This is a genomic window from Pseudomonas sp. FG13 (assembly GCF_057809755.1).
Genome location: NZ_JBMDKO010000073.1, coordinates 1 through 20813 on the forward strand (window position 1 = coordinate 1; position 20813 = coordinate 20813).

A 20813-nucleotide genomic window follows, 5' to 3' on the forward strand; every position below is an offset into this window, starting at 1 on the left:
GACACATAGAGGTTGACTGATCCACCGCCATCGCGAGCAGGCTCGCTCCCACAGGGGGATTACTCTGTGCTGCCCAACCCTTGCCAATGCTTGAGGCCGATAAAGATAAACCGCAGTTGCTGGGTGATCTTCGCCTGAGGCGTGAGGTGGTCGGGGGGCGCTTCGGCGGGAGGGTCGATGATGTCGGGCAGGGTGGCGAACACGCTCTTGACGATGAGATCGGCCATTACGCTCAGCCCGGCCAGATCCAGATGCTGCAGTTTCGGCATCAACGCGAGGTCGGCGGCCAGGTCAGAGCTGATGGCTTCGCGCAGTTGTGCGACGGCCTGGCGTACTGGAAGGGAGCCGCCGTACTGTTCGCGGGCTAGAAACAGAAACTGCGATCGGTTGGCTTGCACCACGTCGAGGAAAATTCGCACCGACGCGTCGATGATGCCGCCCATGACGAATTCATTGTGACGCACCAGCCGGATGGTTTCGCGGAAGGTCTGGCCCACTTCGCTGACCAGCGCCAGGCCCAGTTGGTCCATATCGTCGAAATGTCGATAGAAACCGGTGGGTACAATGCCCGCTGTCTTGGCCACTTCGCGCAGGCTCAGGCTGCCGAACCCCCGGCCGGACTCCATCAAATGACGGGCCGCATCCATCAGGGCAATTCGGGTTTGTTGTTTCTGTTCGGCGCGGGGCAGCATCGCAGGACTGGTTTCTGAGCCATGGGAGCGACGCACTTTAGCAAATCGGCTTTGCCGACGTCGAACGGTAGAGGGGGATTACGCGGGGAAGCGGGGTGCATGAAAAGCAAAAGCCCGATTGCAGGAATCGGGCTTTTTTCCGGGCCACCATGGGCTCAGCTCACTTTGCTGTTGCGTTCGAGGGCTCGCTCACTGCCGTCTTCAACCAGGCCTTTTTCTTCCAGACGCTGGCGACCGCCTTCAGCGAGTTGGCCCTGAGGGGTGTTGTTGTAGCCATCTTCAGCGAGTTGGCCCTGAGGGGTGTTGTTGTAGCCATCTTCGGCGAGTTGGCCCTGAGGGGTGTTGTTGTAGCCATCTTCGGCGAGCTGGCCCTGAGGGGTGTTGTTGTAGCCGTCTTCGGCGAGCTGGCCCTGAGGGGTGTTGTTGTAGCCGTCTTCAGCGAGTTGGCCTTGGCGGGTTTGGTTATAACCGTCTTCGGCAACAGTCTGGCTATACACGGAGTGGCTGTCCTTGACCTGTGGTGTAGCCTGTTCGGAAGCTGGCAGGGCGAAAGCGGTGGAGGCCAACAGTGAAAGGGAAAGACTCATCAGTAATTGGCGTTTCATGATCGTTGCTCCTCGGGAGGGCTAAAAAGTGGGTACGAGGGCAATGCTACTCTCGATAAGTCGATATAAAAGTTCATAAACGCAATGGTAATAATCAACGGAATTGATTGTTCTGTGGGAAGGCTCTAGAACGGGCGTTTCCGAGGGGCGGTTTTGCACCATGGTGGGTATTTCGTACCCATCGGCGCCACGCAAATGTGCGGGGGCGGTAACAACTTGCTGGCGGATCGGTCAGGTTTTTCGCCCTGTAGGGTAAACCTGTTGCTCGTTTCACCAGTCTCACTCATATAACGAACCGACTACAGGTTCGGTTTTCAGGTGTTGCGGTACGGACGCCGATTTGTCATCAGGAGCCTTGTGCATGACACGCACTTCAAAAATCCTTGCCTGGAGCTTGGCCAGCCTTGCTGTCCTGCTGGCCGTGTTGGTGCTGGTCATCGTGTTCTTCGATTGGAACCGGATCAAGCCGACGCTCAACGCCAAGGTCTCCGAGGAACTGCATCGCCCGTTTGCCATCAACGGCAACCTGGCCGTGGTCTGGCAACGTGAGCCCGAAGAGGGCGGCTGGCGGGCCTGGGTACCGTGGCCCCATGTGGTGGCCGAGGATTTGAGCCTGGGCAACCCCGATTGGTTGAAGAAACCGCAGATGGCCACGCTCAAGCGTGTCGAGTTGCGGATATCCCCCCTGGCCCTGCTGGCTCGGCGAGTGACGATTCCCCGGATCGACCTGACCGAACCCGACGCCAACCTGCAACGCCTGGCTGATGGACGTGCCAACTGGACCTTCCAGTTCGATCCGAAGGACCCGGACGCCAAACCGTCGAGCTGGGTGGTGGACATCGGCGCCATCGGCTTCGACAAGGGGCACGTCACGCTTGACGACCAGACCTTGAAGACCCGACTCGACCTGCTGATCGACCCGCTGGGGAAATCCATTCCATTCAAGGATATCGTTGGCGAAAAGGCCGCGAAAAAGGTTCAGGACCAGGGCGCGACGCCTCAGGACTATGGGTTCGCCTTCAAGGTCGACGGGCAGTATCACGGACAGGACCTCAGTGGTTCCGGCAAGGTCGGCGGTCTGCTGGCTTTGCAGAATGCATCGCAACCCTTTCCCTTGCAGGCCCAGATCAAGACCGCCAATACCCGTGTCGAACTGGCCGGCACCCTCACCGACCCGATGAATCTCGGCGCCCTGGACCTGCGGCTGAAACTGGCCGGCACCAGCCTTGCTCATCTGTACCCACTGACCGGCGTGACCTTGCCGGATTCGCCGCCCTATGAAACTGACGGTCATCTGATCGCCAAGCTCCATGAGCCGGACGGGGCGCTGTTTCGCTATGAGGCATTCAACGGAAAGATCGGCGACAGCGACATCCACGGTGACTTGGCCTACGTCGCCAGCCAGCCACGGCCAAAACTCAATGGCACGCTGGTATCCAATCAGCTGTTGTTCAGCGATCTGGCGCCGCTGATCGGCGCCGATTCCAACACCGAACAGAAGGCCCGCGGCAGCGCCAGCAAGCAGCCATCGGAAAAGGTGCTGCCCGTGGAGGAGTTCCGCACCGAGCGCTGGAGCGCGATGGACGCCGATGTGGAGTTCACCGGCAAGCGCATCGTCCACAGTGCGCAGTTGCCGTTCACCGACCTCTACACGCACCTGGTGCTCAACGACGGACAATTGAGCCTTGAGCCCCTGCGTTTCGGCGTCGCCGGTGGCCGACTCGATGCGCAGATCCGCCTCAACGGGCAGGCCCATCCCCTGGAGGGCCAAGCGAAGTTGACGGCGCGAGGATTCAAGCTCAAGCAGCTATTCCCCGGCTTCGAACCGATGAAAACCAGTTTCGGCGAGCTCAACGGCGATGCCGATATCAGCGGGCGCGGCAATTCGGTCGCGGCGTTGCTGGGTACTTCCAACGGTACGCTGAAAATGCTCATCAACGACGGTGCCATCAGCCGCGAGCTGATGGAGCTGGCAGGGTTGAACGTGGGTAACTACGTGATGGGGAAAATCTTTGGCGACAAGGAGGTGAAAATCAACTGTGCAGCGGCGGACTTCGACATCAAGACCGGCCTGGCAACCACCCGCCTGTTCGTATTCGACACGGAAAACGCGATTATCTACATCGACGGCACGGCGAACATGGCCACGGAGCAACTGGACCTGACCATTTCTCCGGAATCCAAGGGCTGGAGGCTGATTTCCCTGCGCTCGCCCTTGTATGTGCGGGGCAAGTTCGCCAAGCCCTCCGCCGGGGTCAAGGCCGTGCCGCTGATGTTGCGCGGTGCCGGGATGGTGGCGCTGGGTGTGATCGCCGCGCCGGCGGCCGGCTTGCTGGCCCTGGTGGCCCCCAGTGGTGGCGAGCCGAACCAGTGTGCGCCGCTGCTGGAGCAGATGAAGGCGGGCAAGTCGCCGGTGACGGTCAAGCCGACACGGTAATTCGGGGATTTGCGGTGAGGCGGCTGGTCTCATCGCGAGCAGGCTCGCTCCCACATTGAGGGTGTACACCTATCGAATGTGGGAGCGAGCCTGCTCGCGATGGGGTCTTACAAATCGGCCAGGATATCGGCCATGTCATCGGCGTGTTCTTCTTCCTGGGCCAGGATGTCCTCGAAGATACGCCGGGTGGTCGGGTCCTTATCCCCCATGTACTGGATGATTTCCCGGTAGCTGTCGATGGCGATCCGCTCGGCCACCAGGTCCTCGTAGACCATTTCCTTGAGGGTGTTGCCTGCCACGTACTGTGCGTGGGAGTTGCGGGTCAACAGATCGGGGTTGAACTCCGGCTCGCCGCCCAGTTGCACGATGCGCTCGGCCAGTTTGTCGGCATGTTCGGCTTCCTGGTTGGCGTGTTCGAGGAATTCGCTGGCCGCCACGCTGGCCTTGAGGCCGGTGGCCATGAAGTAATGGCGCTTGTAACGCAGTACGCACACCAGCTCAGTGGCCAGTGCTTCGTTGAGCAGGCGCACGACTTCCTGTCGATCGGCGTTGTAGCCCTCGGTCACCGCGCCGTTCTGCACGTTCTGCCGCGCACGTTCGCGCAGGGTCGTCACATCGGATAAGTGCATGTCGCTCATCTCGTTCTCCTGGAGGCTGATCCGGTTGGGGGGCGTCGCGCTCTCGAGGCGCGATCGCTTACAAGGTTGGGAGTGATGAGCGAGGCAAAAGTTTTATGGGATGTGCCAGCTCTTACAATGATGACCAGGCGTCATGAAGGGCGCCTAGACTGCTCTTCAACCCCATCATCGATCACAAGGACGTCCATATATGTCGCAACGCTGCGCCACTCGCTACCCGCTGGTGCTGGTCCCTGGCATGCTCGGGTTCATCCGCCTGGTGTTGTATCCGTACTGGTATGGGATCGTTTCGGCGTTGCGCCGGGGTGGCGCGGTGGTGGTGGCGGTGAAGGTCTCGCCGCTGCATTCGTCCGAGGTGCGCGGCGAACAATTGCTGGCGCGGATCGAGGAGGTCCTGCGGCAAACCGGCGCGGCCAAGGTCAACCTGATCGGCCACAGCCAGGGCGCCCTCAGTGCCCGTTATGCGGCGGCCCGGCGCCCGGACCTGGTGGCCTCCGTCACGTCGGTGGCCGGTCCCAACCACGGTTCCGAACTGGCCGACTACCTGCTGGCCCACTATCCGCCGAACAGTGCCAAGGGGCGCATGCTCAGCGCGGTGCTGCGGTTGATCAACGCGCTGATGAGCCTGCTCGAAACCGGCTATCGCGGGCCGAAACTGCCGGTGGACCTCCATGCTTCCCATGAATCCCTCACCACTGCCGGGGTGGCGCGCTTCAATGAGCGTTATCCACAGGGGTTGCCTGAAACCTGGGGCGGGCAGGGGGCTGAAGAGGTCGACGGCGTGCGTTATTACTCCTGGTCCGGGATCCTGCAACCCGGCAAGACGGACAAGGGGCGCAACCTCTTCGATGGCACGAACCGCAGTTGCCGCCTGTTCGCCCGGACTTTCGTACGTGAGGCGGGGCAGTGCGATGGCATGGTCGGACGCTTCAGCTCGCACCTGGGTACGGTCATCGGTGATGACTACCCACTCGACCATTTCGATATCGTCAATCAGTCCTTGGGGCTGGTGGGCAAGGGGGCCGAGCCGATCCGGTTGTTTGTCGAGCATGCAGAGCGCTTGAAAGCGGCCGGTGTCTAGGCCCTGTACGAAGAACCTTGGTGCTCGTTCATGCTGCGTTGAAAACAGCCTCGCCTGACCTTCGTCTCAAGACTTTTCGTACAGAGCATAGGGCTGCGTTGTCTACACTGGATTCATCGCCGTCACGGTCGTGCGGCATTCAGGAGAAAACGTCATGAAGATGTTGCGTGTCCCTTTGTTGATGATCGGTTTGCTGCTGTGTTCCCAAGGCTTCGCTGCGACGGCCCAACAGACCAAGATGACCACCTGCAACGCCGATGCCACCGCCAAGGCGCTCAAGGGCGATGAGCGCAAGGCCTTCATGAGCACCTGCCTGAAGACCAAGCCGCCTGAAGTACGGGCAACGCCGCAGGAGCGCATGAAAACCTGCAACGCCGACGCGACCACCAAGGCGCTCAAGGGCGACGAGCGTAAAGCGTTCATGAGCAATTGCCTGAAGAACAAGTAACGCAGTGTCTGTCGCGAGTTTCTGTGGGAGCATGGCTACTGCAAAATCCCCTGAACCCCGACCAAAGTCGGCCGATACAATCCCTAGTGCTGTCGGCGGAAGGCTGGCAGACTGCCGATCCTTTCACGCCGTTTTTGGTTCTGAGGCTGTATGCCAACGTTTTCTCAGCGTCATGTGTTGTTGGTGATCAGTTGGGTGATCATTTTTGGTGGGTTGCTGCTGGTGTTGCCGCTACGCCTGTTGCCAAGCCTGATGGCCGGGCTGCTGGTGTTCGAGCTGGTCAACATGCTCACCCCACAGTTGCAGCGATTGATCGAAGGCCGACGTGCCCGCTGGCTCGCGGTAGCGTTGCTGGGCACCCTGGTGGTCAGTGTGCTGTCGTTGATCTTCGCCGGTGCAATCAGCTTCCTGCTGCATGAAGCGGAAAACCCCGGTGCATCCCTGGACAAGTTCATGGCCGTGGTCGACCGCGCCCGCGGACAGTTGCCCCCCTTCATCGACGCCTACCTGCCGGCCAGCGCCGCCGAGTTCCGGGTAGCGATTGGCGACTGGATGAGCAAGCACCTGAGCGACTTGCAACTGGTGGGCAAGGACGCGGCGCACATGTTCGTGACATTGCTGATCGGCATGGTGCTGGGGGCGATCATTGCCTTGCAGCGCGTCCCCGACCTGACCAAGCGCAAGCCCCTGGCCGCCGCACTGTTCGATCGCCTGAGCCTGTTGGTCAAGGCGTTCCGCAACATTGTCTTCGCCCAGATCAAGATTTCCCTGCTCAACACCTTCTTCACCGGGATTTTCCTGGCGGTGGTGCTGCCGCTGTTCGGCATCAAGCTGCCGCTGACCAAGACCCTGATCGTGATGACCTTCCTGCTGGGGTTGCTGCCGGTCATCGGCAACCTGATGTCCAATACTCTGATCACCATTGTCGGCCTGTCGCTATCGATCTGGGTTGCCGTGGCGGCACTGGGTTACCTGATCGTGATCCACAAGCTCGAATACTTCCTCAACGCCCGCATCGTGGGTGGACAGATCAGCGCCAAGTCCTGGGAACTGCTCATGGCGATGCTGGTGTTCGAAGCGGCGTTCGGCCTGCCGGGGGTGGTGGCGGGGCCGATTTACTATGCGTATCTCAAGAGCGAGTTGAAGCAGTTGGGGATGGTCTGATTCCGGGAATGCATTGTCTGATCCGGTCCCTTCGCGAGCAGGCTCGCTCCCACAGGTGACCGAGTCTCTTCAGCAAGCACCCGGTGCAATGTGGGAGCGAGCCTGCTCGCGAAGGCCGCCCCGCAATATCAGGTCAGGCCTGGGTCCCGTAGCGCTTCATCGCCTCGATCGCCAACCCGCTGCCAATGCTCCCGAAGATGTTCCCTTCCACATGCCGCGCCTTGGGCAGCATGGCCGAGACGCTGTTGCGCAGGGCCGGGATGCCACTGGAGCCGCCGGTGAAGAACACCGTGTCGACCTGATCGACGCCAACGTTGGCGTCGCCGAGCAGTTGCGTGACGCTGGCGCGAACCCGCTCCAGCAGACCGTCGATAGCCGATTCGAACAATGCGCGGCTCAGGTCCACGCTCAAGCCCGGTTCGATCCGGTCCAGGGCCACGTGGCGCTGGTCGGCGTGGGTCAGCTGGATCTTGGTTTCTTCCACTTCCATCGCCAGCCAATGCCCGGCGCGCTGTTCGATCAACTTGAACAGTCGGTCGATGCCGCCAGTGTCTTCGATGTCGTAGCGCATGCTGTTCAGGGCCAGGGTGGATTTCTGCGCGTACACCGCGTTGATGGTGTGCCAGGTCGCCAGGTTCATGTGGTGGCTGGTGGGCATGTAGGCGCCGCTTTTCATCCGGCTGCCATAGCCGAACAGGGGCATCAGGCCCTGTAGGCTCAGTTGCTTGTCGAAGTCGGTCCCACCGATGTGCACGCCGCCGGTGGCTAGGATGTCGGCGTGGCGGTTGTCGTGGTTGCGGCGTTCGGGAGACAGGCGTACCAGGGAGAAGTCCGAAGTACCGCCGCCGATGTCGACGATCAGCACCAGCTCTTCTTTTTCGATGGTCGATTCATAATCGAATGCCGCAGCGATGGGTTCGTACTGGAACGAGACCTCCTTGAAGCCGATGGCGCGAGCCACCTCCACCAAAGTGTTTTCGGCCTCCTGGTCCGCCAGTTCATCGTCATCGACGAAAAACACCGGGCGGCCCAGCACCACTTCCTCGAACTCCCGACCAGCGGTCGCCTCGGCGCGTTTTTTCAACTGGCCGATGAACAGGCCGAGCAAGTCCTTGAATGGCATCGCCGTGCCCAGCACGCTGGTGTCGTGCTTGATCAGCTTGGAACCGAGCAGGCTCTTGAGCGAGCGCATCAGCCGGCCTTCGTAGCCTTCCAGGTATTCGTGCAGGGCCAGTCGGCCGTAGACCGGGCGGCGCTCCTCCAGATTGAAAAATACCACCGAGGGCAGGGTGATCTTGTCGTCCTCCAGCGCGATCAGCGTTTCCATGCCGGGGCGCAGCCAGCCGACGGTGGAGTTGGACGTGCCGAAGTCGATGCCGCAGGCACGGGCTGGGGATGCGTTTTTCATGTCTTTCAGGTTCCGGTCGAAAAAACGGCCGCGCAGTGTATGCCAGTGCGGCGCGGATTCGAAGGCCGGTTATCCGCTAATTCGCACTCTCAGCCTTGAAAGACAGCGTTGGACCCCCAAACTTGTCGGCATGAGACTGGCAGCCACAGGGCGGACACAAGAACCGCCACCGGTTGCCGATAAACTTCTGAAGCGCCGCCAGGTCCCAATCTTGAGATGGATCAACCCGGTGCCCGCTGATCGGGGCATGCTGTGGACGGTGGTGCGACATCGATAACGGGTGGTGATGCTTAGATGGACTTCAAAGACTATTACAAGATCCTGGGTGTGGAACCGACGGCTGACGACAGCACGATCAAGGCTGCCTATCGCAAACTCGCGCGCAAATACCACCCGGATGTCAGCAAGGAAAAAGACGCCGAGACCAAATTCAAGGATGTCTCCGAAGCCTATGAAGCGCTGAAAAGCGCCGACAAACGCGCCGAGTACGACGATCTGCGTCGATATGGCCAGCACGGCCAGCCGTTCCAGGGGCCGCCGGGCTGGCAGAGCCGCGGTGGTTTCGGGGGCCAGGATACCGGGGATTTTTCAGACTTCTTCAGTTCGATCTTCGGCAATCGCGGGCCAGGATTCGGGGGCGCACAGTCAGGTCGCAGCGCCGGCCGTCGGGGGCAGGACGTGGAGATGGAATTACCGATTTTCCTGGAAGAAGCCCTGTCGAATGAGTCGAAAAAGGTCAGCTTCCAGGTGCCGCAGTACAACGCGGCGGGCCAGCACGTCAGCAACACCAGCAAAAGCCTGAACGTGAAGATTCCGTCAGGCGTGACCGACGGCGAGCGGATCCGCCTCAAGGGCCAAGGCGCGCCGGGTATTGGTGGCGGGGCCAATGGCGACTTGTACCTGACCATTCGCTTTGCCCCGCACCCCAAATTCGATGTCGAAGGCCAGGACCTGATTATCACCCTGCCGCTGGCGCCCTGGGAGTTGGCGCTGGGCACCGAGGTGGCCGTCCCGACCCTCACCGGCAAGATCAACCTCAAGGTCCCGGCCGGCAGCCAGAACGGCCAGCGCATGCGCGCCAAGGGTCATGGCCTGCGCAACAAGGCCGGTGAGCGCGGCTACCTGTTCATCCAGCTCAAGGCCGTGATGCCCAAGTCCAACGACGAAGCGGTCAAGGCTTTGTGGGCAGAGCTGGCGAAGAAAGCCGCGTTCGATCCACGGGAGAATTTCTGACGGCGGGGCCTTTGCCAGCCCTGCCCTATCAAGGTATTGGGAGAAGCACACCATGAGCAACCCGATCATTGAACTGAGCCTGACGGAGTTCTGCGAGGCCGCCGCGTTGCAGGATGTCCATGTGATAGAAATCGTCGCCCATGGCATCCTCGAACCCCACGGCGCGGCCCCGACGGACTGGCGGTTCACCGACTACGAGCTGGTCCTGGCCCGTCGTGCCGCCAAGCTGCGCCGCGAGCTTGAACTGGAATGGGAAGGCGTCGCCCTGGCGCTGGATCTGTTGGAAGAAGTGCAACAACTGCGCACCGAGAACCGCATGCTCAAGCAGCGGTTGGGGCGGTTGGTGGAGTGATGCAGTTCATTGGGCGAAGGGAGCAGGCTTTGTGTGGGAGCAAGGCCTGGTGTTGGAGCAAGGCTTGGTGTGGGAGCAAGGCTTGCCCGCGATGAATACAACGCGGTTTCCCTGATGTTGAGTTGCTTGTATCGCGAGCAAGCTATGCTCCCACGGAGTTTCTTCGCCACTCAGTCAAAACAGAAAATACCGCTGCGCCATCGGCAGCGACTCGGCCGGTTCGCACCACAGCAACACACCGTCGGCCTTGACCTGATAGGTCTGTGGATCGACGTCGATGTCCGGCAGGTAGTCGTTGTGGATCAGGTCGGTTTTCTGCACACCCCGGCAACCCTTGGCCACCGCGATTCTTTTCTTCAGGCCTAACTGTTCCGGCAGGCCCGCATCGGCGGCCGCCTGGCTGATGAAGGTCAGGCTGGTGGCATGTCGCGAGCCGCCGAAGCTTGCGAACATCGGTCGGTAGTGCACCGGTTGCGGTGTCGGGATCGAGGCGTTGGCGTCGCCCATCAGGCTCGCGGCAATCGCTCCGCCCTTGAGGATCAGCGTCGGCTTGACGCCGAAGAACGCCGGGCGCCACAGCACCAGGTCGGCCCACTTGCCCACTTCGATGGAGCCCACTTCATGGCTGATGCCATGGGTGATCGCCGGGTTGATGGTGTATTTGGCGATGTAGCGCTTGATGCGGAAGTTGTCGTTGCCTTCGCCGTCGCCGGGCAGGGCGCCGCGTTGTTTCTTCATTTTGTCCGCAGTCTGCCAGGTGCGCAGGATGACCTCGCCGACGCGGCCCATGGCCTGGCTGTCGGAGCTGATCATCGAGAACGCGCCGAGGTCATGGAGGATGTCTTCGGCGGCGATGGTTTCGCGGCGGATTCGGCTTTCTGCGAACGCCACGTCTTCGGCGATGCTTGGGTCCAGGTGGTGACAGACCATCAGCATATCCAGGTGTTCGTCGATGGTGTTGCGGGTGAACGGCCGGGTCGGGTTGGTAGAGCTGGGCAACACGTTAGGGAAACCACAGGCCTTGATGATGTCCGGCGCATGACCGCCGCCGGCGCCTTCGGTGTGGTAGGTGTGGATGGTACGCCCCTTGAAGGCGCCCAGGGTGGTTTCCACGAAGCCGGACTCGTTGAGGGTGTCGGTATGGATCGCCACCTGCACGTCGTACTGGTCGGCCACGTTCAGGCAGTTGTCGATGGCTGCCGGGGTGGTGCCCCAGTCTTCGTGCAGCTTCAGGCCGATGGCGCCGGCCTTGACCTGTTCGATCAAGGGCTCCGGTAGGCTGGCATTACCCTTGCCGGTGAGGCCGATGTTCATCGGGAAGGCGTCGGCGGCCTGGAGCATGCGCGCCAGGTGCCATGGGCCGGAGGTGCAGGTGGTGGCGTTGGTACCGGTGGCTGGGCCTGTGCCGCCGCCGATCATGGTGGTGACGCCGCTCATCAAGGCCTCTTCGATCTGCTGTGGGCAGATGAAGTGGATGTGGGTGTCGACGCCGCCAGCCGTGAGAATCATGCCTTCGCCGGCAATCACTTCGGTGCTGGCGCCGATGGCGATGGTCACATCGGGTTGGATGTCCGGGTTGCCAGCCTTGCCGATGGCCGCGATGCGTCCGTCCTTGAGGCCGACGTCGGCCTTGACGATGCCCCAGTGGTCGATGATCAGCGCGTTGGTGATCAACGTGTCCACCACCTCCGCGGCCAGCAGCTGGCCCTGGCCCATGCCGTCGCGAATCACCTTGCCGCCGCCAAATTTCACTTCTTCACCGTAGGTGGTGAAGTCCTTTTCCACTTCGATCCACAGCTCGGTATCGGCCAGGCGGACCTTGTCACCGACGGTGGGGCCGAACATGTCGGCGTAGGCTTGTCTCGAGATCTTCATGTGCTTTCCTGATCGTTCCCATGCTCTGCGTGGGAATGCCGCCATGGACGCTCTGCGTCCGCTTGTGGGACGCGGAGCGTCCCGAGATGCATTCCCACGCAGAGCGTGGGAACGAACTGCGACCTAGAGGTCGCCCATGACCCGCCCGGCAAACCCGAACACCCGGCGATGCCCGGCCAGGTCCACCAGTTCCACCTCGCGGCTCTGGCCCGGCTCGAAGCGCACGGCGGTGCCGGCCGGGATGTTCAGGCGCATGCCGCGGCTGGCGGCGCGGTCGAAGGTCAGGGCGTCGTTGGTTTCGAAGAAGTGATAGTGCGAGCCGACCTGGATCGGCCGGTCGCCGCTGTTGGCGACGGTCAGCGTCACGGTACGGCGGCCGACGTTGAGTTCGATGTCGCCGGGCTGGACCTGGTATTGGCCTGGAATCATTGCGGTTGTCCCAAAAGCTTGTAGTAGATGGCGGTCGGGGTGTACGTCCCGTCCGGGCTCTGGCAGTAGTCGGGCAGTTCACCGACACGGGTGTAGCCCATGGCGCGGTAGAACGCCTCGGCCTCGGAGCCGGCCTCGGTGTCGAGGTACAACAGGCCACGCTTGTGCTGGCGGGCGCCGAGCTCCAGGGCACTCATCAGCTGCTGGCCCAGGCCCCGCCGGCGGGCCTCGCCTCGGACCAGCAGTTTCTGCACTTCGGCGCGGTTCAGGCCGTTGGGCTTCTGACATAGGGCAAGCTGGACGCTGGCCTGCACCTGTTCGTCCTTGACCACGACCCACAACAACAGACTGCCCTGATTGAGGCTGGTCTGGACTTCGTCGAAGTAGGCGCGGGCCTGGACCGCATCGAGATCGGCCATGAAGCCGACACTGGCGCCGTACCCCACGGCGTCGAGCAACAGATCAATCAGGCCTTGGCGGTAATGCGCAAAGCTTTCGGCGTGGACTCGACGCAACTGGGCGGCGTTCATCTGATGTCACTCCTTGTTGGAAACAGGCGCAGGTGCCCCGGGATTGAGGATCAACTGCATGAAAGTCAGGTCCAGCCAGCGACCGAACTTGGTCCCCACCTGGGGCATCTGCCCGGTGATGACGAAACCGGCCCGCTCGTGCAAACGAATCGAAGCCGCGTTGCCGCTTTCAATGGCGGCGACCATGACGTGTTTGCCACACGCCTTTGCGCGCTCGATCAACACCGTCATCAACCGTGGGCCGAGGCCATTGCCACGCTGGTCGCTGCGCACGTACACCGAATGCTCCACGGTGTGCCGGAAGCCGTCGAAGGGGCGCCAGTCGCCGAAGGCAGCATAGCCGAGTACATGTTCTTCGCCGTCGACGATCACCAGCACCGCGTAGCCCTGGGACTGCCGCGCATCGAACCATGCCTGGCGGTTGCCCAGGTCCACGGCCTGTTCGTTCCAGATCGCCGTGGTGTTGAGCACCGCGTCGTTGTAGATGTCGCGGATGGCGGGCAAGTCCGCCGGGAGCGCGTCACGAATCCGATACGTCATGGCACGGTCCTCAGGCGATCGGCTGATGGACGGTGACCAGCTTGGTGCCGTCGGGAAAGGTTGCCTCGACCTGGATCTCCGGGATCATTTCCGGGATGCCTTCCATCACCTGTTCGCGACTCAGCAGGGTGGTGCCGTAATGCATCAACTCGGCCACGGTCTGACCGTCGCGGGCGCCTTCGAGCAGGGCCGCGGAAATGTAGGCCATGGCCTCCGGGTAATTGAGTTTCAAGCCGCGGGCCAGTCGCCGCTCGGCGACGAGGCCGGCGGTGAAGATCAACAGCTTGTCTTTTTCGCGTGGGGTCAGGTCCATGTGCAATCCATAAGAGGCAGATAAATAATTCGCGCTAAGCTCAACCCTTGGATGGGAACCCGTGGGAGCAAAGCTTGCTGGCGATAAACGATAACGCGGTCTTTTTCTGTGTCGAGGCGCCTACATCGCGAGCAAGCTTTGCTCCCACAGAACTCAGTACTCCCACAGAAAAGCAATTCAGGTACTCCAGATTCTCGGTGGCACGGCTTCTCGCCCCAACACCGCCGGGCGCAGCAGTCGCCACAACTCAACCAGCCACCCCCGCGCGAGCAAGGCCTCGCTCGCCAGGCACCGCGCCACGACCAGCCCCGGCAACTGCGTCAGGTCGCCACGCACGGCGTGGCCCAGGGAGCGGCATTGCTCCAGCAGTTCGCTATCGATCTCTCCGGTCACCAGCAGCGTCGCAAACACCGGGTCGCCGCCCAGCCCGATGGGTGAGTCCAGTAAACCGTCGCCACCGACGATGCGCTGGCGCTCATGCCACAACAACTGTCCGTCGCGGCGAATGTCCAGCCGCGATTGAAAGTGTCCCAGGTCGAAGCGCTCGCCGCTGGCGGGGCGGCCGAGGGCAACCATGTCCCAATAAAACAGGCGCCCGTCGCCCTGCAAGTCGATGGACGTGCCGAGTTCGGCCTGGGCGGCGCTGAAAACAATGGTCTCCTGGGGCAACCACTCCAGTGTCGCCCCGGCTGCCACGCTCAGGCTCAGTTGCTGACAGGCAGGCGCCGTGGCGCGGTACCACTTGGCCGCGCCGGGGCTGGTCAGCTGTGCCCAGGCGCCGGGGCCGACGTGAGCCGAGATCGCCAATCGGTCACCGCCAGCAATGCCCCCAGGCGGGTGGACAATGATGTGTTGGCACACCTCGGACCCTTCGGCATACAAATGTTTTTGCACCCGCAGCGGGCCTTTATGGCGGCGTTGTACCGGGCGCGTGCTGTCGCCAAAGCGGGCGTAGGCCAGCTCCAGCTCGGCGTGCCAGCAGGGCGTGAACAGGGCAGGTACAGAAAGAGGTAGATTCATGATTTCTGATTATTGTCCGGACGCTACAGACTAGATCGTAACCAGTCCGCGCACACCCTCGGCTTCCATGTTTTCTCCGCGCCCCTGCTGCACGATCTCGCCCCGGGACATCACCAGGTATTGATCGGCCAGCTCGGCGGCGAAGTCGTAGAACTGCTCCACCAGCAAAATCGCCATGTCGCCCCGGGCCGCCAGTTGCTTGATGACCGCGCCGATTTCCTTGATGACCGACGGCTGGATGCCTTCGGTGGGCTCGTCGAGAATCAACAGGCGTGGGCGACTGGCCAACGCCCGGCCAATGGCGAGCTGCTGTTGCTGGCCGCCGGACAGGTCACCGCCACGGCGCTGTTTCATTTGCAGCAGCACCGGGAACAACTCGTAGATGAACGCCGGAACTTCCCGCGCCTCGGATGCGGGAAAACGCGACAGGCCCATCAGCAGGTTTTCTTCCACCGTCAGCCGTCCGAAAATCTCCCGACCCTGGGGCACATAGGCGATGCCGGCGTGAACCCGCTGATGTGGCTTGAACGCGGTGATGGTTTTGCCTTCCCAATTCACTGCCCCTTCCCTGGCCGGCAGCAGGCCCATCAGGCATTTGAGCAGGGTGGTCTTGCCCACGCCATTGCGACCTAGCAGGCAGGTTACTTCGCCGACCTTCACGTCAAACGACAGGCCCCGCAGGATGTGACTACCGCCGTAGTATTGGTGGAGCTTGTCGACTTGCAGCATGGTTTGAATTCCCCTCAAATCCTCTGTGGAGCAATGGCTTTCTGTGGGAGCAAAGCTTGCTCGCGATAGCAGCACCTCGGTCCAGCAGAAGACCGCGTTATCGTTCGTCGCGAGCAAGCTTTGCTCCCACAGGCCCTATCCCATAGAGGTAATGTGTTCACAGCTCTACCGACCGAGATACACCTCGATCACCCGCTCATTGTCCTGGACCTGCTCCAACGACCCTTCGGCCAGCACACTGCCCTGGTGCAGCACGGTAACGTGGTCGGCGATGGTGCCGACGAAGCCCATGTCATGTTCCACCACCATCAGCGAATGCTTGCCCGCCAGGGATTTGAACAGCTCGGCGGTGAAGTCGGTTTCGGCGTCGGTCATGCCCGCCACGGGTTCGTCGAGCAATAGCAATTGCGGGTCTTGCACCAGCAGCATGCCGATCTCCAGGAACTGCTTCTGTCCGTGGGACAGCAGCCCGGCCGCGCGATTGACCGATGGCGTGAGGCGGATGGTCTCCAGCACTTCATTGATACGGTCGTGCTGCTCGCCGGTCAGCTTCGCCCGCAGGCTGGCCCATACCGACTTGTCGGTTTTCAACGCCAGTTCCAGGTTCTCGAACACGCTCAGGGCTTCGAACACTGTGGGCTTCTGGAACTTGCGGCCGATACCGGCCTGGGCGATCTGCACTTCGCTCATGCCGGTCAGGTCGAGGGTCTCGCCGAACCAGGCGTTGCCGTGGCTAGGGCGGGTCTTGCCGGTGATCACGTCCATCAGCGTGGTCTTGCCCGCGCCGTTGGGGCCGATGATGCAACGCAGTTCGCCCACGCCGATGTACAGGTTCAGATCGTTCAGGGCCTTGAAACCGTCGAAGCTGACGCTGATGTCTTCCAGGGTCAGGATCGTGCCGTGACGGGTATTCAGGCCTTCGCCGGCGGCCCGGCCGAGGCCGATGGCGTCGCGGCTGCTGCCGGCGTCCTTGTTGGGTTCGGTTGGAAAAAAAGCTGGCTCGAGCATGAATTCGGCACTCGCTGTGATTCTCATTGTTCGCCTCGTTTCTTCAGCAGGCCCACCACGCCCTTGGGCAGGTATAGGGTCACCACGATGAACAGCGCGCCCAGGAAAAACAGCCAGTACTCCGGGAAGGCCACGGTGAACCAGCTCTTCATGCCGTTGACCACGCCGGCGCCCAGCAGCGGCCCGATCAGTGTGCCGCGCCCGCCGAGCGCCACCCATACGGCGGCCTCGATGGAGTTGGTCGGTGACATTTCGCTGGGGTTGATGATGCCAACCTGTGGCACATACAGCGCCCCGGCCAGACCGCACAGGACCGCGCTCAAGACCCAGACGAACAGCTTGAAGCCCCGGGGATCGTAACCGCAGAACATCAGGCGGTTTTCCGCGTCCCGCAGGGCGGTCAGCACCCGGCCGAACTTGCTGCGGGCCAGTCGCCAGCCGATGAACAGGCTCGCCACCAGCAACAGCACGGTGAGCAGGAACAGCACGGCTCGGGTGCCGGGTTCGGTGATGCCGAAACCCAGGATCGAGCGGAAATTGGTGAAGCCGTTGTTGCCGCCGAAGCCGGTTTCGTTGCGGAAGAACAGCAGCATTCCGGCGAATGTCAGGGCCTGGGTCATGATTGAGAAATACACGCCCTTGATCCGCGAACGAAAGGCGAAGAAACCGAACATCAACGCCAGCAGCCCCGGCGCCAGGACCACCAGGCACAAGGCCCAGAGAAAACTGTCAGTGCCGGTCCAGTACCAGGGCAATTCGGTCCACGACAGGAACGTCATGAACGCCGGCAAGCCATCACCGGCCGCCTGGCGCATCAGGTACATGCCCATGGCGTAGCCGCCCAGGGCGAAGAACAGGCCATGGCCCAGGGACAGCAAGCCGGCGTAGCCCCAGACCAGGTCCAGCGCCAGGGCAACGATGGCGTAGCAGAGAATCTTGCCCACCAGCGTCAGGGTGTAGGCCGAGACATGCAGTGGATGGTCCGCCGCCAGCAACGACAGCAGTGGCAGGCTCAACAGTACGGCCAGGATCAGCGCACCGACGGCGAGGGTGACTTTAGGCCCGGCCTTTTGCGTGGCCGTGAGCATCAGGGGCTGGTTCATCAGTCGATTACCCGTCCTTTGAGCGCGAAGAGGCCTTGCGGACGCTTCTGGATGAACAGAATGATCAGCGCGAGGATGAGGATCTTGCCGAGCACGGCGCCGATCTGCGGTTCGAGAATCTTGTTGGCGATGCCCAGCCCGAACGCGGCGGATACGCTACCGGCCAACTGGCCGACGCCGCCGAGCACCACCACCAGGAACGAATCGATGATGTAGCTCTGGCCCAGGTCCGGGCCGACATTGCCGATCTGGCTCAGGGCCACGCCGCCCAGCCCGGCAATGCCCGAACCGAGGCCGAAGGCGAGCATGTCCACGCGCCCGGTGGGTACGCCGCAGCAGGCCGCCATGTTGCGGTTCTGGGTGACGGCCCGCACGTTCAGGCCCAGGCGGGTCTTGTTCAGCAACAACCAGGTCAGCAACACCACGAACAGTGCGAAGGCGATGATGACGATGCGGTTGTACGGCAGCACCAGGTTCGGCAACACCTGGATCCCCCCCGACAGCCAGGCCGGGTTGGCCACTTCAACGTTCTGCGCGCCGAATACCAGGCGCACCAGTTGGATCAGCATCAGGCTGATGCCCCAGGTGGCGAGCAGGGTTTCCAGTGGCCGTCCGTAGAGATGGCGGATCACCGTGCGTTCCAGGGCCATGCCGATGGCGGCGGTGATGAAAAATGCCACCGGCAGGGCGATCAGCGGGTAGAACTCGATGGCGTTCGGCGCGAAGCGCTGGAACAGCATCTGCACGACGTATGTGGAATAGGCGCCGAGCATCAGCATCTCGCCGTGGGCCATGTTGATCACCCCCAGCAGGCCGAAGGTGATGGCCAGGCCGAGGGCCGCGAGCAACAGGATCGAGCCCAGGGACATGCCGCTGAACGCCTGGCCCAGCAACTCGCCCACCAGTAGTTTGCGCTTGACCTGGGCGAGACTGGTCTCGGCTGCGGTGCGCACGCCCGCATCGGTTTCGGCGCCAGGTTCGAGCACGCCTTCGAGACGGGTGCGGGCCAGCGGGTCGCCGGTTTCCCCCAGCAACCGGACGGCCGCCAGGCGCACGCTTGGATTGGCGTCCACCAATTGCAGGTTTGCCAGGGCCAGGCTCAGGGCGGCGTGGACATCTTCGTCTTGCTCGCCGGCCAGCTGCCGGTCGAGAAAAGCCAGCTGCGCCGGGCGCGCGCTTTTTTGCAGCTGTTGCGCTGCGCCCAGGCGCATGCGGGGATCACTGGCAAGCAGTTGGTGACTGGCGAGGGCGGTTTCGATCAGCCCCCGCAAGCGATTGTTCAGGCGCAAGGTCTTGGGCTGGCCGTCGACGGTCAACTGGCCTTGCTGCAAAGCGTTGAGCAGTTCGACACGCCCGGGCTCGGGCTGCGCCGCCCAGGTTTCCAGCAGTTTGGCCTGCAGGGTCGGGTTGGCGGCGACGAAGTCTTCGGCGTCGCCCGCGTGGGCGCCCAGTGGCAGTAACATCACCAGGGCGAGAATCAGACGGTAAAGGGCGGTGGGCATATGCTCGGCCTTGCGCAGTGCTTTTTGTGGGAGCGAGCCTGCTCGCGATAGCGGCGTACCCGTCACGTTTGCGCTGACTGATCCAGCGCTATCGCGAGCAGGCTCGCTCCCACAGGAGTCGTGTGTCGGTCCCGGGATCCGGGGCCGACACCCATGGGCTCAGTTACCCTTCACCGCATAGTCGGGCTTCTTGTCGTTGCCGGCGATGAAAGGGCTCCACGGCTGGGCGCGGACCGGCCCCTCGGTTTGCCAGACCACGTTGAACTGACCATCGGCCTGGATCTCGCCGATCATCACCGGCTTGTGCAGGTGGTGGTTGGTCTTGTCCATGGTCAGGGTGTAGCCCGACGGCGCGGCGAAGGTCTGGCCGGCCAAGGCTTCGCGGACCTTGTCGACGTCGGTGGACTTGGCCTTTTCTGCCGCTTGGGCCCACATGTGGATACCGACATAGGTGGCTTCCATCGGGTCGTTGGTCACGGCCTTGTCGGCGCCCGGCAGGTTCTTGGCCTTGGCGTAGGCTTTCCAGGCGTCGACGAATTTCTTGTTCGCCGGGTTATCCACGGATTCGAAGTAGTTCCATGCCGCCAGGTTGCCCACCAGCGGTTTGGTGTCGATGCCACGCAGCTCTTCTTCGCCCACCGAGAACGCCACCACCGGTACGTCGGTGGCTTTCAGGCCCTGGTTGGCCAGTTCCTTGTAGAACGGCACGTTGGAGTCGCCGTTGACCGTGGAGATGACCGCGGTCTTGCCGCCGGCAGAGAACTTCTTGATGCTCGCCACGATGGTCTGGTAATCGCTGTGGCCGAACGGGGTATAGACCTCTTCGATGTCCTTGTCCGCCACACCCTTGGAGTGTAGGAACGCGCGCAGGATCTTGTTGGTGGTGCGCGGGTAGACGTAGTCGGTGCCCAGCAGGAAATAGCGCTTGGCGCTGCCACCTTCTTCGCTCATCAGGTATTCCACTGCCGGAATCGCCTGCTGGTTCGGCGCGGCGCCGGTGTAGAACACGTTAGGCGACATCTCTTCGCCTTCGTATTGCACCGGGTAGAACAGCAGGCCATTGAGTTCTTCGAACACCGGCAGCACGGATTTGCGCGACACCGACGTCCAGCAGCCGAACACCACGGCGACCTTGTCCTGGGTCAGCAACTGCCGGCCTTTTTCCGCAAACAGTGGCCAGTTCGAGGCCGGGTCCACGACCACCGCTTCGAGCTGCTTGCCGTTCACACCGCCCTTGGCATTGATTTCGTCGATGGTCATCAGTGCCATGTCCTTGAGGGACGTCTCGGAAATCGCCATGGTCCCGGACAGCGAATGCAGGATGCCGACCTTGATGGTCTCGGCGGCCTGGACGGTCCAGGCCATGCCCATCGCGGCAATGCTGGCCGAGAGGGTAAAAGCCTTGATCAAGCTACGACGTTTCATGGTGCGATCTCCGTGAATTGGTGTTTTTTTCGAGGGCAGATGCAGACGCTGAACAGGGCTTTTGCAAGGGGTGTGCCCGGTCGTGGCAAGGCCGGGAAATGTGGGGGCGATGCGCTGGGGAGCGCAGGGCAACGCACCACGAGCGACCGTCGCTTGTGCGCTGGTGCGATCAGATGCGCCACATCGGTGCGCAGAAATCGCAGGCCTCGAATGCCTTGATGTGGGGGCGAGCCTGCTCGCGATAGCGGTGGGTCAGCCAATACAAGTGTTGGATGATAAAC

Annotated in this window: 21 protein-coding genes; 6 read left to right on the forward strand and 15 right to left on the reverse strand. The window is 62.1% G+C overall.

What is annotated here, in order from left to right:
* Window positions 1-59: 59 nt before the first annotated feature.
* Window positions 60-692, reverse strand: a complete 633-nt coding sequence (locus ACODTO_RS28040) for a TetR family transcriptional regulator (protein ID WP_139646922.1) — start codon at window positions 690-692, stop codon at window positions 60-62.
* A gap of 155 nt (window positions 693-847) precedes the next feature.
* A complete protein-coding gene (locus tag ACODTO_RS28045; protein ID WP_241801719.1) occupies window positions 848-1297 on the reverse strand; it encodes a hypothetical protein in 450 nt (149 codons plus the stop codon).
* A gap of 361 nt (window positions 1298-1658) precedes the next feature.
* Here ACODTO_RS28045 and ACODTO_RS28050 point away from each other — a divergent pair, with 361 nt between their 5' ends.
* Window positions 1659-3734 carry an AsmA family protein gene (locus tag ACODTO_RS28050; protein ID WP_489107387.1) on the forward strand — a complete coding sequence of 692 codons (2076 nt, stop codon included), beginning with the start codon at window positions 1659-1661 and terminating at the stop codon, window positions 3732-3734.
* A 107-nt stretch (window positions 3735-3841) separates the two neighbouring features.
* Here the strand turns inward: ACODTO_RS28050 and ACODTO_RS28055 are convergent, their stop codons facing one another.
* Window positions 3842-4372: a ferritin-like domain-containing protein gene (locus ACODTO_RS28055; protein WP_139646709.1), complete on the reverse strand. Its 531-nt coding sequence runs from the start codon at window positions 4370-4372 to the stop codon at window positions 3842-3844.
* Window positions 4373-4562: 190 nt separating this feature from the next.
* Here ACODTO_RS28055 and ACODTO_RS28060 point away from each other — a divergent pair, with 190 nt between their 5' ends.
* The 3 genes from ACODTO_RS28060 to ACODTO_RS28070 all read left to right on the forward strand — a co-directional run bounded on the left by ACODTO_RS28060 (window position 4563) and on the right by ACODTO_RS28070 (window position 7065).
* Window positions 4563-5453 (forward strand): esterase/lipase family protein, encoded by an 891-nt coding sequence (locus ACODTO_RS28060; protein WP_139646707.1) that lies wholly within the window; start codon window positions 4563-4565, stop codon window positions 5451-5453.
* A gap of 154 nt (window positions 5454-5607) precedes the next feature.
* Window positions 5608-5901 (forward strand): PsiF family protein, encoded by a 294-nt coding sequence (locus tag ACODTO_RS28065; protein WP_464710267.1) that lies wholly within the window; start codon window positions 5608-5610, stop codon window positions 5899-5901.
* A gap of 150 nt (window positions 5902-6051) precedes the next feature.
* A complete protein-coding gene (locus ACODTO_RS28070; RefSeq protein ID WP_139646703.1) occupies window positions 6052-7065 on the forward strand; it encodes an AI-2E family transporter in 1014 nt (337 codons plus the stop codon).
* Window positions 7066-7198: 133 nt separating this feature from the next.
* On the opposite strand, the gene ACODTO_RS28075 is transcribed toward ACODTO_RS28070, so the two are convergent.
* The gene (locus ACODTO_RS28075; RefSeq protein WP_175385563.1) at window positions 7199-8473 is read right to left on the reverse strand and encodes an Hsp70 family protein; all 1275 of its coding nucleotides are present in this window, start codon (window positions 8471-8473) and stop codon (window positions 7199-7201) included.
* A gap of 294 nt (window positions 8474-8767) precedes the next feature.
* On the opposite strand from ACODTO_RS28075, the gene ACODTO_RS28080 reads away from it, so the two are divergent.
* Window positions 8768-9706 (forward strand): DnaJ C-terminal domain-containing protein, encoded by a 939-nt coding sequence (locus ACODTO_RS28080; RefSeq protein WP_139646699.1) that lies wholly within the window; start codon window positions 8768-8770, stop codon window positions 9704-9706.
* A 52-nt stretch (window positions 9707-9758) separates the two neighbouring features.
* Window positions 9759-10058, forward strand: coding sequence for a chaperone modulator CbpM (locus ACODTO_RS28085; protein WP_139646697.1), 300 nt, complete (start codon window positions 9759-9761; stop codon window positions 10056-10058).
* 174 nt (window positions 10059-10232) lie between these two features.
* On the opposite strand, the gene ureC is transcribed toward ACODTO_RS28085, so the two are convergent.
* The 11 genes from ureC to urtA form a co-directional block, all read right to left on the reverse strand.
* Window positions 10233-11933 carry an urease subunit alpha gene (gene ureC, locus ACODTO_RS28090; RefSeq protein WP_139646696.1) on the reverse strand — a complete coding sequence of 567 codons (1701 nt, stop codon included), beginning with the start codon at window positions 11931-11933 and terminating at the stop codon, window positions 10233-10235.
* 123 nt (window positions 11934-12056) lie between these two features.
* Window positions 12057-12362, reverse strand: a complete 306-nt coding sequence (locus tag ACODTO_RS28095) for an urease subunit beta (protein WP_139646694.1) — start codon at window positions 12360-12362, stop codon at window positions 12057-12059.
* Complete coding sequence (locus tag ACODTO_RS28100; protein WP_139646692.1) at window positions 12359-12892, reverse strand: GNAT family N-acetyltransferase; 534 nt, start codon at window positions 12890-12892, stop codon at window positions 12359-12361. The genes ACODTO_RS28095 and ACODTO_RS28100 overlap by 4 nt, the downstream gene beginning before the upstream one ends.
* Window positions 12893-12898: 6 nt before the next feature.
* Entirely contained in the window at window positions 12899-13432 is a 534-nt protein-coding gene (locus tag ACODTO_RS28105) for a GNAT family N-acetyltransferase (RefSeq protein WP_489107388.1), read from the reverse strand.
* Window positions 13433-13442: 10 nt separating this feature from the next.
* The gene (gene ureA, locus ACODTO_RS28110; RefSeq protein WP_003197350.1) at window positions 13443-13745 is read right to left on the reverse strand and encodes an urease subunit gamma; all 303 of its coding nucleotides are present in this window, start codon (window positions 13743-13745) and stop codon (window positions 13443-13445) included.
* Window positions 13746-13922: 177 nt separating this feature from the next.
* A complete protein-coding gene (locus ACODTO_RS28115) occupies window positions 13923-14765 on the reverse strand; it encodes an urease accessory protein UreD (protein WP_489107389.1) in 843 nt (280 codons plus the stop codon).
* Window positions 14766-14795: 30 nt separating this feature from the next.
* Window positions 14796-15494, reverse strand: a complete 699-nt coding sequence (gene urtE / locus ACODTO_RS28120) for an urea ABC transporter ATP-binding subunit UrtE (RefSeq protein WP_047700267.1) — start codon at window positions 15492-15494, stop codon at window positions 14796-14798.
* 165 nt (window positions 15495-15659) lie between these two features.
* On the reverse strand, window positions 15660-16529 hold the full coding sequence (gene urtD, locus ACODTO_RS28125; protein WP_139646686.1) for an urea ABC transporter ATP-binding protein UrtD: 870 nt from the start codon (window positions 16527-16529) through the stop codon (window positions 15660-15662).
* Window positions 16526-17605, reverse strand: coding sequence for an urea ABC transporter permease subunit UrtC (urtC, locus tag ACODTO_RS28130; protein ID WP_139646685.1), 1080 nt, complete (start codon window positions 17603-17605; stop codon window positions 16526-16528). The genes urtD and urtC overlap by 4 nt, the downstream gene beginning before the upstream one ends.
* Window positions 17605-19107 carry an urea ABC transporter permease subunit UrtB gene (gene urtB, locus ACODTO_RS28135; RefSeq protein ID WP_139646683.1) on the reverse strand — a complete coding sequence of 501 codons (1503 nt, stop codon included), beginning with the start codon at window positions 19105-19107 and terminating at the stop codon, window positions 17605-17607. Before urtB ends, urtC begins: the two co-directional genes overlap by 1 nt.
* Before the next feature lie 159 nt (window positions 19108-19266).
* Window positions 19267-20532 carry an urea ABC transporter substrate-binding protein gene (gene urtA / locus ACODTO_RS28140; RefSeq protein ID WP_024779220.1) on the reverse strand — a complete coding sequence of 422 codons (1266 nt, stop codon included), beginning with the start codon at window positions 20530-20532 and terminating at the stop codon, window positions 19267-19269.
* Between the last annotated feature and the right edge of the window lie 281 nt (window positions 20533-20813).

Excerpts from the sequence above, each read along its gene's own strand:
- ACODTO_RS28040 (WP_139646922.1), bottom strand. The coding sequence starts at position 692 with ATGCTGCCCCGCGCCGAACAGAAACAACAAACCCGAATTGCCCTGATG.
- ACODTO_RS28045 (WP_241801719.1), bottom strand. The coding sequence starts at position 1,297 with ATGAAACGCCAATTACTGATGAGTCTTTCCCTTTCACTGTTGGCCTCC.
- ACODTO_RS28050 (WP_489107387.1), top strand. The coding sequence starts at position 1,659 with ATGACACGCACTTCAAAAATCCTTGCCTGGAGCTTGGCCAGCCTTGCT.
- ACODTO_RS28055 (WP_139646709.1), bottom strand. The coding sequence starts at position 4,372 with ATGAGCGACATGCACTTATCCGATGTGACGACCCTGCGCGAACGTGCG.
- ACODTO_RS28060 (WP_139646707.1), top strand. The coding sequence starts at position 4,563 with ATGTCGCAACGCTGCGCCACTCGCTACCCGCTGGTGCTGGTCCCTGGC.
- ACODTO_RS28065 (WP_464710267.1), top strand. The coding sequence starts at position 5,608 with ATGAAGATGTTGCGTGTCCCTTTGTTGATGATCGGTTTGCTGCTGTGT.
- ACODTO_RS28070 (WP_139646703.1), top strand. The coding sequence starts at position 6,052 with ATGCCAACGTTTTCTCAGCGTCATGTGTTGTTGGTGATCAGTTGGGTG.
- ACODTO_RS28075 (WP_175385563.1), bottom strand. The coding sequence starts at position 8,473 with ATGAAAAACGCATCCCCAGCCCGTGCCTGCGGCATCGACTTCGGCACG.
- ACODTO_RS28080 (WP_139646699.1), top strand. The coding sequence starts at position 8,768 with ATGGACTTCAAAGACTATTACAAGATCCTGGGTGTGGAACCGACGGCT.
- ACODTO_RS28085 (WP_139646697.1), top strand. The coding sequence starts at position 9,759 with ATGAGCAACCCGATCATTGAACTGAGCCTGACGGAGTTCTGCGAGGCC.
- ureC (WP_139646696.1), bottom strand. The coding sequence starts at position 11,933 with ATGAAGATCTCGAGACAAGCCTACGCCGACATGTTCGGCCCCACCGTC.
- ACODTO_RS28095 (WP_139646694.1), bottom strand. The coding sequence starts at position 12,362 with ATGATTCCAGGCCAATACCAGGTCCAGCCCGGCGACATCGAACTCAAC.
- ACODTO_RS28100 (WP_139646692.1), bottom strand. The coding sequence starts at position 12,892 with ATGAACGCCGCCCAGTTGCGTCGAGTCCACGCCGAAAGCTTTGCGCAT.
- ACODTO_RS28105 (WP_489107388.1), bottom strand. The coding sequence starts at position 13,432 with ATGACGTATCGGATTCGTGACGCGCTCCCGGCGGACTTGCCCGCCATC.
- ureA (WP_003197350.1), bottom strand. The coding sequence starts at position 13,745 with ATGGACCTGACCCCACGCGAAAAAGACAAGCTGTTGATCTTCACCGCC.
- ACODTO_RS28115 (WP_489107389.1), bottom strand. The coding sequence starts at position 14,765 with ATGAATCTACCTCTTTCTGTACCTGCCCTGTTCACGCCCTGCTGGCAC.
- urtE (WP_047700267.1), bottom strand. The coding sequence starts at position 15,494 with ATGCTGCAAGTCGACAAGCTCCACCAATACTACGGCGGTAGTCACATC.
- urtD (WP_139646686.1), bottom strand. The coding sequence starts at position 16,529 with ATGAGAATCACAGCGAGTGCCGAATTCATGCTCGAGCCAGCTTTTTTT.
- urtC (WP_139646685.1), bottom strand. The coding sequence starts at position 17,605 with ATGAACCAGCCCCTGATGCTCACGGCCACGCAAAAGGCCGGGCCTAAA.
- urtB (WP_139646683.1), bottom strand. The coding sequence starts at position 19,107 with ATGCCCACCGCCCTTTACCGTCTGATTCTCGCCCTGGTGATGTTACTG.
- urtA (WP_024779220.1), bottom strand. The coding sequence starts at position 20,532 with ATGAAACGTCGTAGCTTGATCAAGGCTTTTACCCTCTCGGCCAGCATT.